Origin of the sequence: Bacillus sp. DJP31, from assembly GCF_049310945.1 — a bacterium.
Classification (GTDB): domain Bacteria; phylum Bacillota; class Bacilli; order Bacillales; family SA4; genus Bacillus_BS.
Genome location: NZ_JBMERO010000002.1, coordinates 55394 through 67973 on the forward strand (window position 1 = coordinate 55394; position 12580 = coordinate 67973).

At 37.0% G+C, this 12580-nt stretch carries 16 protein-coding genes; all 16 read right to left on the reverse strand.

Translation table 11 applies throughout. The features are described from left to right. Nucleotides 1-51 precede the first annotated feature (51 nt). Nucleotides 52-810, reverse strand: coding sequence for a DNA repair protein RecO (gene recO / locus ACOI1C_RS02700; protein ID WP_422507762.1), 759 nt, complete (start codon nucleotides 808-810; stop codon nucleotides 52-54). Between the two features lie 23 nt (nucleotides 811-833). After that, nucleotides 834-977, reverse strand: coding sequence for a YqzL family protein (locus ACOI1C_RS02705; RefSeq protein ID WP_422507764.1), 144 nt, complete (start codon nucleotides 975-977; stop codon nucleotides 834-836). A 114-nt stretch (nucleotides 978-1091) separates the two neighbouring features. Further along, nucleotides 1092-1994, reverse strand: a complete 903-nt coding sequence (gene era, locus ACOI1C_RS02710; protein ID WP_422507766.1) for a GTPase Era — start codon at nucleotides 1992-1994, stop codon at nucleotides 1092-1094. Beyond that, complete coding sequence (locus tag ACOI1C_RS02715) at nucleotides 1991-2386, reverse strand: cytidine deaminase (protein WP_422507768.1); 396 nt, start codon at nucleotides 2384-2386, stop codon at nucleotides 1991-1993. Before ACOI1C_RS02715 ends, era begins: the two co-directional genes overlap by 4 nt. Nucleotides 2387-2473: 87 nt before the next feature. Then, on the reverse strand, nucleotides 2474-2836 hold the full coding sequence (locus tag ACOI1C_RS02720) for a diacylglycerol kinase family protein (protein WP_422507770.1): 363 nt from the start codon (nucleotides 2834-2836) through the stop codon (nucleotides 2474-2476). Between the two features lie 11 nt (nucleotides 2837-2847). Beyond that, a complete protein-coding gene (ybeY, locus tag ACOI1C_RS02725; protein ID WP_422507772.1) occupies nucleotides 2848-3318 on the reverse strand; it encodes an rRNA maturation RNase YbeY in 471 nt (156 codons plus the stop codon). Next, entirely contained in the window at nucleotides 3315-5507 is a 2193-nt protein-coding gene (locus ACOI1C_RS02730) for an HD family phosphohydrolase (RefSeq protein ID WP_422507774.1), read from the reverse strand. The genes ybeY and ACOI1C_RS02730 overlap by 4 nt, the downstream gene beginning before the upstream one ends. A 141-nt stretch (nucleotides 5508-5648) precedes the next feature. Then, complete coding sequence (locus ACOI1C_RS02735; protein ID WP_422507776.1) at nucleotides 5649-6611, reverse strand: PhoH family protein; 963 nt, start codon at nucleotides 6609-6611, stop codon at nucleotides 5649-5651. Between the two features lie 3 nt (nucleotides 6612-6614). Next, a complete protein-coding gene (gene yqfD, locus ACOI1C_RS02740; RefSeq protein ID WP_422507778.1) occupies nucleotides 6615-7799 on the reverse strand; it encodes a sporulation protein YqfD in 1185 nt (394 codons plus the stop codon). Nucleotides 7800-7826: 27 nt separating this feature from the next. Beyond that, nucleotides 7827-8111 (reverse strand): sporulation protein YqfC, encoded by a 285-nt coding sequence (gene yqfC, locus ACOI1C_RS02745; RefSeq protein WP_422507780.1) that lies wholly within the window; start codon nucleotides 8109-8111, stop codon nucleotides 7827-7829. Between the two features lie 117 nt (nucleotides 8112-8228). Beyond that, entirely contained in the window at nucleotides 8229-8660 is a 432-nt protein-coding gene (locus ACOI1C_RS02750; RefSeq protein ID WP_422507782.1) for a hypothetical protein, read from the reverse strand. A 29-nt stretch (nucleotides 8661-8689) separates the two neighbouring features. Then, nucleotides 8690-9679 carry a flotillin-like protein FloA gene (gene floA, locus ACOI1C_RS02755; RefSeq protein WP_422508157.1) on the reverse strand — a complete coding sequence of 330 codons (990 nt, stop codon included), beginning with the start codon at nucleotides 9677-9679 and terminating at the stop codon, nucleotides 8690-8692. Nucleotides 9680-9700: 21 nt separating this feature from the next. Then, nucleotides 9701-11035, reverse strand: coding sequence for an NfeD family protein (locus tag ACOI1C_RS02760; protein WP_422507783.1), 1335 nt, complete (start codon nucleotides 11033-11035; stop codon nucleotides 9701-9703). 209 nt (nucleotides 11036-11244) lie between these two features. Next, on the reverse strand, nucleotides 11245-11691 hold the full coding sequence (locus ACOI1C_RS02765) for a GatB/YqeY domain-containing protein (protein WP_422507785.1): 447 nt from the start codon (nucleotides 11689-11691) through the stop codon (nucleotides 11245-11247). A gap of 14 nt (nucleotides 11692-11705) precedes the next feature. Beyond that, nucleotides 11706-11879 (reverse strand): 30S ribosomal protein S21, encoded by a 174-nt coding sequence (gene rpsU, locus ACOI1C_RS02770; protein WP_163179102.1) that lies wholly within the window; start codon nucleotides 11877-11879, stop codon nucleotides 11706-11708. A gap of 107 nt (nucleotides 11880-11986) precedes the next feature. Continuing rightward, nucleotides 11987-12544, reverse strand: coding sequence for a flavin reductase family protein (locus ACOI1C_RS02775; RefSeq protein WP_422507787.1), 558 nt, complete (start codon nucleotides 12542-12544; stop codon nucleotides 11987-11989). Nucleotides 12545-12580: the final 36 nt, after the last annotated feature.

The window sequence follows — 12580 nt, forward strand, 5'->3', positions numbered from 1 at the left end:
AACCTCGGTTCTAGTTACATCACCGAAAGTTTAAGGGTAGAACTTTTTTCTTCATGGTTGCATGGGACTTTGAAATTTTTCGAGCTGACTTAAAAACTTTTTGGACTTTAACATTAATCCAGAGTACTCATCATAAAATCGAGTGATGACTAATTTTAGTTCCTGTTTTGTTTCAGGTTTAACCGAAATAGTACCTAGTCGATTCAAATCAAATGAATAAAATAGTCGAAGAAGCCTTACAGTAGCTGGTGTTATTAGGAGACTTCTCGGGTCTTTTCCAACACATAAGTGACACAAAAAGCCACCTTCTTGTACTGAGAAGGAAAACTTTCCTTCTGTTCGAGAGCAACTTACACAACTACTTAAATGAGGATAAAGTCCAATTATTTGTAGCATTTTCAGCTCATAAATCATAGTCAGAATTTCTAAGTCCATACCTTCATTTATTAAATGTAAAGTTTGATATAGAAGTTCAAATAAGTATGGGTTTGGCTTTTTTTCTTCGAGAGCCTTATCTGTAAGTTCGATTATATAGGAGGCGTAAGCAGTAGCAAAAATATCAGACTTAATATGTTTCATGCTAATTAAACTTTCACCCTGCTTAAGAGTTCCAAGTCCGGAGCTTGTTTGAATTAGGAAAGATCCATATGTGAAAATTTGTGATATAGAAGCTAAGCGACTGTTTGGTTTTTTTGCTCCACGTGCCATTAATCCAATTTTCCCAAGCTCTTTTGTATACATGGTGACAATTTTATTTGTTTCACCATAGTCATTCGTTCTTAAAATGATTCCTTCAACTTTTTGAAGCAAAACAGTCACCTTCCAAGGGGAGGTCAGGAAATGGGAGAATCTATTTCTGCTAGCTCCTCATTAAAATCTTCGGTTCTTGTTTCATGCTCCTTTTCAAGCTCTTTAAAAAGAAGGTACGTGTCTATGTTACCTGTCTCGCTAAACACTTTCCAAGTAAAATGTAGCATAAAAACCCCACCTTTCTAATTTTTACTAGCATTGACAGAAAACAGAAAACCATTTCCTTAAATTTAGAATGACCTTTGTGCCCATGTTTCATGTGAGATAAATATTGTTAAATTTTAATACTCATCAAATCCAAAATCACGTAGGTTTGACGATTTGTTCCGCCAGTCCTTCTGTACCTTAACCCACAACTCTAAGAATACCTTTGAACCAAGTAATGCTTCAATATCTTGTCTAGCTCTTTGGCCAACTTCTTTAAGCATTGACCCCTGTTTCCCGATAACAATTCCTTTTTGAGAAGATCGTTCAACAATTATTGTTGCACTAATATAAACGGTATCTTTACCCTCTCTTTTTTCCATTGAATCCATTACTACTGCAATTGAGTGTGGTATTTCTTCTCTCGTTAAATGCAACACTTTTTCCCGTATTAATTCAGTTACAATAAATCGCTCAGGATGGTCAGTTACCTGATTTTCTGGGTAATATTGTGGTCCTGATGGCAAGTATTTTTTAATTTGAGCGATCAATGTTTCTACATTATTCCCTTGAAGTGCAGAAATTGGGACAATCTCTGCAAACTCGTATAGATCTTTATATTGAGTAATGAGATTTAATAGTTTCTCTGGAAGAACTTGATCTATTTTATTAAGGATCAGAAATACTGGTGTATTCGTTTCCTTAAGACTTTCAATAATAAATTCGTCTCCACGTCCAAATCCTTCTTCGACGTTGATCATGAATAAGACGATATCTACTTCTTTTAATGCACTATGAGCGACTTTCATCATAAAGTCTCCCAGTTTATGCTTAGGTTTATGAATACCTGGTGTATCTATAAAAACGATTTGTGAATCGTCTTCAGTGTACACTCCTTGAATTTTATTTCGAGTTGTTTGTGGTTTATCACTCATGATGGCGATTTTTTGTCCTACAACCCTGTTTAAAAATGTTGACTTTCCTACATTAGGACGACCAATGATTGATACGAAGCCAGACTTATAGCCTTCCTTTATCATTTTAAATCCTCCGGTGAAAAAGCCCCTGGTAGTAATTCGGAAACGGTAAGTTCATGAATCTCACCATTTAAGTTGGTTAGAATGACCAACATATCCTTTGGACAAAGCTCTGAGATAACTTGTCGGCAAGCACCACAAGGTGGAACAGGTCGTTCTGTATCGGCTACAACCGCAATGGCTACAAAGTCATTATCAGCCTCTGATATCGCCTTAAAAAGAGCCGTACGTTCTGCACAATTTGTCATGCTGTAGGCAGCATTTTCGATGTTACAGCCTTTGTATACTTTTCCGTCTCTTGTTAATAGAGCTGCGCCCACTTTAAATTTAGAATAAGGTACATAGGCTAATTCTCTTGCTTTTTTTGCTTCTAGGATTAATTGCTCTTTGTTCAATGTTTTACTTCCCTTCTATCAGTCGAGTACGACTATCTACATTTTACCTTAAATCCAATAAAATTTCACGTCAAATTGCAAGAAAATTTAAATTATTAATCTGACGATTTTATTCATAAATATAATGAGTCCAATCATAACCGATACGATGGCAAAAATAAAGACTGCGGCAGCTGAAAGGTCTTTTGCCTGCTTTGCTAAAGGATGATACTCCTTTTTAGTAACAAGGTCAATTGTTCGTTCTATCGCAGTATTTAGTAACTCTAGAGAGATCATACCTGCTATCAGGATGAATATAATCATCCATTCCGTTGAAGTTACGTCTAAGAAAAAAGCAACGATACAAACAAGGATACCAATGAGTGTATGTATCCTAATATTTTGTTCAGTGCTATAGGCATGTAGAATACCTTCCCATGCATAGCCAAAGCTCCTCAAAAGTCTCGTCAATTTTCGATACATTACCTTGTCAGGCCAAAATCATCTAGGATTTTAGTCTGAAGAGTAAACATTTTTTTCTCATCCTCTTCATTTAAATGATCATAGCCGAGTAAATGAAGAAATCCATGTACACTTAAAAACCCCAATTCCCTTAAAAAGGAGTGGCCATATTCTTCAGACTGTTCCGTTGCCTTTTGCACTGAAATAATAATATCCCCCAAATGCTTAGGTATATGGTCTCCTAAAATTTTTATCTCTCCTTCGCCCAATTCTTCCATTGCAAAAGAGATAACATCAGTTGCTTGGTCCTTGTCCCGATATTCACGATTAATCTCTTGAATTCGTTCGTTAGTTACAAAGGTCACCGCGAGTTCCGCACCTTCTTTAACGTCCTCTACATTTGCAGCAAACTGAAGCAAATCTTCGATTCTTTCTATCTGTTCATGCTGGAGTGATATTGTTTCATCTAAAAAATCAATCATTAGCTTCAAGCTTCTTTCACCTTCTTATTCGTAACTTCTGGATATTCAATTCTAGAGTGAAAAATCCCTTGCATCGTCTCACAAAATGATTTAGCTATTTGATCCAACTCCTTCATCGTAATATCACATTCATCAAGTTGTCCATCCTGTAAGCGGTCATTAATGATATTCTTTACAACAGATTCAATTTTTTGAGGTGAGGGATGGCTCATCGATCTAACTGCAGCTTCAACACTATCTGCAATGCCTATAATCGCCGTTTCCTTTGTTTGAGCCTTTGAACCGGGATATCTAAACTCTATCTCAAGGATTTCTTTTTCACTATTTTGACATGCTTTATGGTAGAAATACTTTAGGAGCGTTGTTCCATGATGCTGCTCGGCAATATCAATAATCTCTTTTGGCATCTTATTTTTCCTAAGCATCTCAGCACCATCTGTAGCATGAGAAATAATAATTGTTTTACTAAGCTGAGCGGAAATTTTGTCGTGTGGATTCTCTCGATTCATTTGATTTTCAATGAAAAAATGTGGTCGTTTCGTTTTTCCTATATCGTGATAATAAGATCCAACTCTTGCTAATAGGCCATTTGCTCCCACCGCTTCACATGCAGCCTCTGAAAGATTTGCTACCATTACACTATGGTGATAGGTTCCCGGTGTCTCAGTTAAAATCTTTCTTAATAACGGGTGATTGGGATTGGATAACTCAATAAGTTTCATTGTAGACAGAATTCCAAATCCAGCTTCAAAAAATGGTAACAACCCTATTGCTAGTACGGCAGAAACAATACCCGATAAAAGAGCCATAATAAAGTAAGGTGTAGATTCAAAACTTATTATATGACCATTTTTTAACATGACAAGAGCAGATATCAGGATAAAGTTAATAATGCCAACAAATAATCCTGCCTGTAGAATTTTTGTTCTTTGGTTATGTTTCCCGAGAAATAATATACCGGCAATACAGCTTATTAAAATATAGATACCGATAGAGAAATTAAAAGTATTAGAAATTCCACCGTTAAAAATAATACTTCCACAAATCGCAAATATCATACTTGCAAGCATAGCGATACGCTCGTTAATTAATAGTTTAATGAGGATTGCGCCCATTGCGACTGGGACCACATAGCCAATCTCTGAGAAATTGATCTTTTGGAACAAACTAATTATTTTCATGAGAATGATGGTAATGGAACAAATGAACGTATAAATCGTTATGTATTTTAGTTCATTCTGTTGGCCGTCTTTAAAATAAAAGTAAACAGAACTAATTAACAATAAGATTACCAATACTAAACCTATAAACGGCAGACTTGTGTCTTTGTTATCTAAGAATCCAGCTAAAACAAGCTGACGATAAACTTCTTCGTCAATTAATTCTCCTTCTCTAACTAGAATTTGCCCTTGTAAAATATAATCAGGTTCAATGGCATCCATTGCGGCTTTTCTATTGGCATCTGTTGATTCCTTATCAAAAACAACGTTAGGTACAATAGCAAATTTACAGAGTTGAACGATTGATCTCTTTATATCTGTATTTACATTCACATATCGAAGTTCCTCATCTACTCTTTCACGGGCTAAATCAATTTCCTGAACCTCAATCTGCTTAGACATAATGGTGTTAACCGCCGTTACTGCACTGTCCCTTGCCATGACTCTAGTCTCAGGAGTGGCTAATAGGAGTGAGGCAAGTGAATCTCTTGAAATCTCCTTATGAAGTCTAACTTCATCCGGTAGAGTATCATTTAATAGTCCGATTTTCTCATCTAATGTTACTTTTTCTAAAAGTTCTTCTCGTGAAGGAGCTGTTATTTCACCCGTCTCCTCATTTTCTAAATCGAGGGGTCTTGAGAGAATATCAGCCTCGACTTCAGTAATGGCTTTAAAGATGGCATCTATAATATCAATTTGATTTTGAGCATAGTTTTTTTTCAGAGAGTAGACGTCATCCACTTGCTCAACTGCATCATTTCTTTTCTGCTCAGTTTTTTGTGCGTCTGGGATTAAGGTAGGTGACACAATGGTCTTTTCTGCATCAGAAAATAGCTTTAACTCCAATTGCTCTGGTCTAATGTTGCTGTACATTGAAAAAAATAAAATGGTGGCAAACAAAAGGTACAACCCTGTTATAAGGAAATGATCGTTTTTTATTAATTGTACATAATGTAGTATTTTCTTCCAATATGCCATGGTAGGACCTCCTTTTTGCCTTTTAGCAAAGCTACTTTAGTACAAGAATAACATGACGTATTAAGAATTACATAGTTTTTCGAAGGAACAATTCTAAAACATCTGACTAAAATGCAATAAAGAGCCCATAGTAGGGCTCCTTTAATGGCTTATATCTTCATATGCCTTAATGATCTTCTGTACAAGTGGATGCCTTACAACATCAGATTGCTCTAGATAGATGAACGTTATGCCTGGAACGTTCTTAAGGATGGTTTGGGTAACAGATAAACCTGAAGCAACACCCTTTGGAAGATCAACCTGAGTAACGTCTCCAGTAATCACCATTTTAGAATCAAAGCCTAGTCTAGTTAAAAACATTTTCATTTGTGCTGTAGTTGTATTTTGGGCTTCATCTAAAATAACAAAAGCATCATCTAATGTTCTACCTCTCATATATGCTAAAGGCGCAATCTCGATGGTTCCCCTTTCAATCATACGGAGTGTATGCTCTTGACCAAGGACATCATGTAATGCATCATACAAGGGCCTTAAGTATGGATCCACTTTCTCCTTTAGGTCACCAGGTAGAAAGCCTAGGCTCTCGCCTGCTTCTACTGCTGGCCTTGTTAAGATTATTTTTTTTACTTGTCCATTCTTTAAAGCGGAAACAGCCATAACGACAGCTAAATAGGTTTTTCCTGTGCCCGCTGGACCAATACCGAATACTAAGTCACTTCGTTTGATGGCTTGAATATAGTGTCGTTGTCCAAGCGTTTTAATACGAATTGACTTTCCTTTTGCATTCTTCGTAATCTCCTCATCATAAAGCTGAATAAATTGATCCATCTTACCAGCCACCGCTAATTGCACCGCATAGGCTACATCTCGGTCAGAGATTGATATTCCTTTACGAATAACTTGTAACAATCCATCCAACACTTCTTCAACAAGCTCATACTTCTCTGACTCAGTTGAAACAAGTACAGCCTCTCCCCTTGTCACGATGGATACACTTAGTAGCTCTTCAATTCGTTTAAGATGAGAGTCTTGATTTCCAAATAAAGCTATCGCTTCATTCGGATTATCTAATTGTGGTTTGATGGTTACGAATTCTGCTGGCATCCTTTAGTCTCCTTGAACAATAGGTTGTACTGTTGAAATTTCTTCTATAACTTGGTAATGTATACTTAATTTAACTTTACCATTCTCCATACTTTCGTGCAAAACTTTTTCCCCTTTTATTTTAGCTTGTTCATCCAACTGCTTCTTTAATTCACTCCTTCCATCTTCCAATCCAACTTTTATCGCTTCTTGTTTCGAATATTCTCGTTTAGCCGTTTCACTTTCTCGAATTGTTTTCTGACTATATCCAACAGGCATTTTCCATTTTAAGAAATAAAATGATTTCTTTTCATGACTCGATTCATAGTTGGTAAATGTAGTTCTTCCAAATCCCCATACGGGGATGCTCCAATTTCCTATATCTAAATAATGCTTTGTTTTTACAAGGCCAGTTAAAACAGTAAAGGTAGTAGTTAATGGCACAGTCACGTCTGCTTTAAACCATGTTTCTCCCATTATCTTACCTCTAGCACTAACTACTTCTGTCTGTCCTTCTTTTCCAATAAAGCCAGATACTAGCAAGTCCCCTTTTTGGACATAATCATTGATTGCGACAAGCGCTTGGCCTTCCTCAACATACATGTTGGAAATAACTGCTTTCTTCCTTGCTACTAAATGACGTGGACTAAAAAATTCAGTCTTTTTGGGCTGATTTTTCTCAACGACCTGAAGATGATAGGTCGTCCCATTTAAATCGACACCAACCCAAGTAATATCGTTGATTTTATCTGATAAGTGTTTTTGAATTTCATCAACGTCATTGATCATGAATTGAAATTTTCCTTTTTCTACACCAATCTTCTGTAACTCTTTACGTATGATATGTTCAGTTTCAGGGTTAGCTCCTCGTACTTCTATATTCCACACCATATTCGATAGAATGAATAATATAAGTAGACAAGAAAATGCGCCAATCACAAATCCGCTATTATATAGTGCGCTTTTTAGTAAAAAGGGGAAACCGCTTCCCCTTATAAAGGATAGCTTACAGCCACTTTTGCGTATGATTCTTCGGATTTTATGTATGTCTTTTAAATGAATGGAGCATGTCACAGCATCCGATTGTCGTGCTACTTCCCAAATAGCAATTCCCTGCCTCACACACTCATTAATAAACCGCTCAATTCCTTTTCCTACTATTTTTATTTTTACATGTCCTGAAAAGAAGATTGTCCACTGATTTTTCATTCTAAAAAAACTCCCCCTTAAAAGATTTTAAGCCTTTTCTAAGTAAATAACTTGTTCGATTTTACCTTCGAGCAATATTTCTTCTGGAAGGATTGTTTTAATAACAAATGAGTTTCCTTTTATTAAAAGCTGTCCTTGTTTTAAAAGTAGCCGAAGCTCTTGATCTGAAAATGAAAGCAATCCTCTATGGTTTTCGATATAAATATGTATTTGACCAATCATCGTTATCCTTGGCAAGTCCATCGTCACATCAGCCGGTAATGATAGTTGATGTGTCATCCATCGTTTCATCTTTGTTCTAAGTTTTTTCATAAATGGACCCCCTTTCATCTCATATTTATGTTTAAATATGGTTACGTATCACAGGTTTTTGTAGGAAAATGTAAAGATGATTAATTTATAGGGGCAAAAAGCAAAAAAGCTGCCAAATTAGTTCGGCAGCTTTTTTGAAAGAGATGAATGGTGAGGTTTTTTGGAGCGAGGTGCCCCTAGTATCTCTGCCATTACGACTCCTTGTATTAAATTTTGCTTTGTGAGATTTCGGATTTGTACTTGAGAATGATTTGTAATAGGTTTCATTTTCTTAGTTATTGAATCTTCTCTTTTTTGTTGATAAGGTATGGATGTGTAAGGAGTAACTAGCTCTTCATTCCTTACTTCAATTATAGGTACTGTTACAACTTGTTCTTCCTGTTCTCGCTTTGGTTTCCTTTCACCAAAGTGCTGCGGATGCATTGGATCTAGCCTAGGAGGAATCAGAGGCTTTCTGTTCTCTCCTTCTGCGTCCTCCTTATTCTTTTTAGAAAAGAGTGAGATTGCACCAAATATGAGGGCAAGGATTATTGGAAAAAACCCTTCCATTTAACGTCCTCCCTTAACACGTGAGTTCATTATTTTACGTCCTCTTCAGTAATTACGTTTGATTTCCCAATTGAATCTCTCATATCTGTGTCAGCACTAATATTTTTGATGTTCATATAGTCCATTACTCCAATATTTCCTGATCGCAAGGCCTCTGCCATCGCAAGTGGAACTTCTGCTTCTGCTTCCACTACTTTAGCACGCATCTCCTGAACACGAGCTCGCATTTCTTGCTCTGTTGCGACAGCCATTGCACGTCTTTCTTCCGCTTTCGCTTGTGCAATTCTCTTATCTGCTTCGGCTTGATCTGTCTGTAGAACTGCCCCTATGTTCTTCCCGATATCAATATCTGCAATATCAATGGACAATATTTCAAACGCTGTCCCTGCATCTAATCCTTTTTTCAATACTGTTTGTGAAATCATATCAGGATTTTCTAAGACCTTTTTGTGGTCTTTTTGTGAACCAATTGTACTTACAATCCCTTCGCCAACACGAGCAATGATTGTTTCTTCACCAGCACCACCGACCAATCGATCAATATTGGCACGAACTGTAATTCTTGCTTTGGCCTTAACTTCAATTCCGTCCATTGCAACACCTGAAATAAATGGTGTTTCAATTACTTTTGGGTTAACGCTCATTTGAACAGCTTGTAGCACGTCACGGCCTGCAAGATCAATGGCTGCAGAACGCTCAAACGGTAATTCGATATTAGCTCTGTGAGCCGCAATCAATGCATTTACCACGCGGTCAACGTTACCACCGGCTAAATAATGACTCTCTAATTGATTAATATTGACATCAATTCCTGCCTTTTGTGCTTTGATAAGAGGATTGATAATTCGACTCGGAATAACCCGACGAAGTCTCATTCCTATTAGGGTAAAGATGGTAATCTTAACTCCTGCAGCTAATGCTGAGATCCACAACATTACTGGTACAAACGTCAATAATACAACTAAAAAGATAAACCCAATTCCTACTGCTAGTAAAAGTAATAATGTACTTGATTCAATCATGTAAAATCCTCCTTTAAATTAGTCCTCTGTTACTAGTTCTCTAACAACGGTCCTAGCTCCTTCAATTTTAACAATCTTAACTCGTGTATTTTCTTCAATAAAGCTACCTTCTGATACAACATCTAAATATTCTTGATTAAACTTAGCCAAACCCGATGGTCTTAAAGGAGTAGTTGTTACTCCTTCTAACCCAAGTAGCTCAAGCCGATTAACATTCGATACGTAGCCTGAATCAGTACGAGTGGCGTCTTTAAGAATGATGCGATCAAATAGTCTAATATTTTTATTAAATACTTTAAGTAAAAGCAAGGAAACGACTATACATGACACGATAGCAATAAGAATTGAAATTGCGGCTAGCTCGAAACTTCCTGTGGAAAGAAAGATACTTGCAATTACTGCAATAAAGCCGATAATACCTAATATCCCACCTGGGACAAATAGCTCCAGGACCATTAATAGAAAACCCACAAAGAATAATATGATTGCTTCCATTCCTGCGAGTCCTGCTACCAAATGACCGTAGAAAAATAATAGCAATGAAGAAAGTCCAACCGTACCCGCTACTCCGAATCCGGGTGAATACAACTCAAGTAATAGTCCTATGCTCCCTAAAGATAGCAGAATGGGTACTACAACTGGGTGAGTGAGAAAACGTGCCACATTCTCTGAAAAGCTTACTTCAGATTGTATGATAACATGATCCCTCAGCCCTAGCTTCTCTAGTAGTTCATTTAAACTATTTACTGTGCCCTCTGAATAACCCACCTCTAAAGCCTGAGTAGGTGTCAAAGTTAAAAACTTTCCTTTTCCTGCATTCAGTTCAGGTAGATCAATATTCTTATCCGCCATAGCCAATGCATAAATTGGGTCTCGGCCATTTAACTCTGCAGCACTTTTCATTGCCGCAAGCCAATAGGACTCTGCTTTTTCACCTGCTGTATTTCCTTGCCCATCAATAATACCAGCAGCACCCATGGTGGAACCTGGTGTCATATAAATCTCATCAGCATTAAGGGCAATATAGGCTCCTGCAGATAGAGCTTGTTTGTTTACAAACGCGATTAGTGGCAGTTCTGTAGTCGTTATACTTTTCGCAATATCAGAAGCCGCGTCTACTGCTCCTCCGGGAGTATTTATGTCCAAAATGATCACTTTGGCATTCATTTCCTCCGCTTCTTTAATCGAACGATTAATAAAGGCAAGTAACCCATTTTCCACAGTCTTTTCAACTGGTATAACATAAACGCTCTTTGAATCATTACTTTCAACCGCATTAGCCGAAAAGTTTGCTAGGATTGAAGATAAAAAGAGCATGAAAAATGCAAGCCAAATATAGCGTCTAACCCTCATTCATTCCCCTCCTTTCTTTAAAGTGTATGAATACTTATTATAAAGTACTACGTTTGACTTTGGTAAAGGTTTCAAAAAAAAAAGTTAACGCTACTATTCTTTAGCATACATGATAATTATATTCATAACAAAAGGCGCGAGAAACCCCTTTTAGCCCAGGCAAAGCAAATGTTCTATACAACAAAAAAACACCTTCAAAAATGAAGGTGCTAGGATAAATGTTGTTGGACTAAACGATTTACGAGACCGCCATCTGCCTTACCTTTTACTTTAGGCATTATAGCACTCATAACTTTCCCCATATCTGCTTTTGAAGAGGCGTTCACTTCTTCCATTGTTTCTTTAACAATTTCAGAAATTTCCTCTTCACTTAATTGTTTTGGAAGGTACTCTTCTAACACAATTATTTCAGCTTTCAATTTATCCACAAGGTCTTCACGACCAGCTTTTATAAACTCAAGGAGGGAGTCTTTACGCTGCTTAACTTCACGAGAAAGGACAGTTAAATCGTCATCTTCAGAAAGCTCACTTGTTTTTAGCTTAATCGCTTCATTTTGCAGTGATGCTTTGACCATTCGAATAACGGATAGCTTTTCCTTCTCTTTGTTCCTCATCGCTTGTTTCATGTCGTTGTTTAAACGTTCAAGAAGACTCATTCTTACACCCTCTATTAGAATTTACGCTTTCTAGCTGCCTCAGACTTTTTCTTACGCTTTACGCTAGGCTTTTCATAGAATTCACGCTTTCTTGCTTCAGAAAGTGTACCAGTTTTTGATACGGAACGTTTGAAACGACGTAGAGCTTCCTCGATAGATTCATTCTTACGTACGACTGTTTTAGTCATTCTATTTCCCTCCCTCCGAACAATCACGTGCAATAAATTAAACATGTAACTCAATAAACATGTCTTTTGCCATTATAATATATCAGTCACTTAGCGTCAACATGTTTTCAGCCATGGTAGTAGTTCTTTAATTCTGTTTTCTTGTCTAAGATCATATATTTTGACCTTCCTACATATAGCGGAATTTCTAGCTTGTCAAAATCCGGCAGTCCATTTTCTAAGAATTTATCTTCGTCTCGGTGAAATTTAGTAATCTCTCCAACGACCCAATCATGGTCACCATACGTTTGGATATCCATTACCTTACACTCATAAGCCACGTAAGCATCGTGTAAAATAGGACACTTTACGGTCTCTCCTTTATCATATCCAAGATCTAGCTCCCTGAATTTATCAACATCGTTTCCCGACAGAGTTCCACTTGATTGTATAATTGAGGCGAGGTGTCCTGGTAAAAAATTGATGACGAATTCATTAGAGCACGTAACAAGATTATGAGTGAATCTTTCTTTTGCTATGGCTACTCCATAAATGGGTGGATTATAGGAAATATATGTATGCCAGCCTGCTGCCATAATGTTTGTTTTCTCTTCAAATTTGCTGGTAACTATTGCGACCATTCCAGGGTAACTATGCATTACTATTTCATTTGTACTTTTTAACATTCACTCACTCCTTTGTTGGTCTTTATTTCACACCTT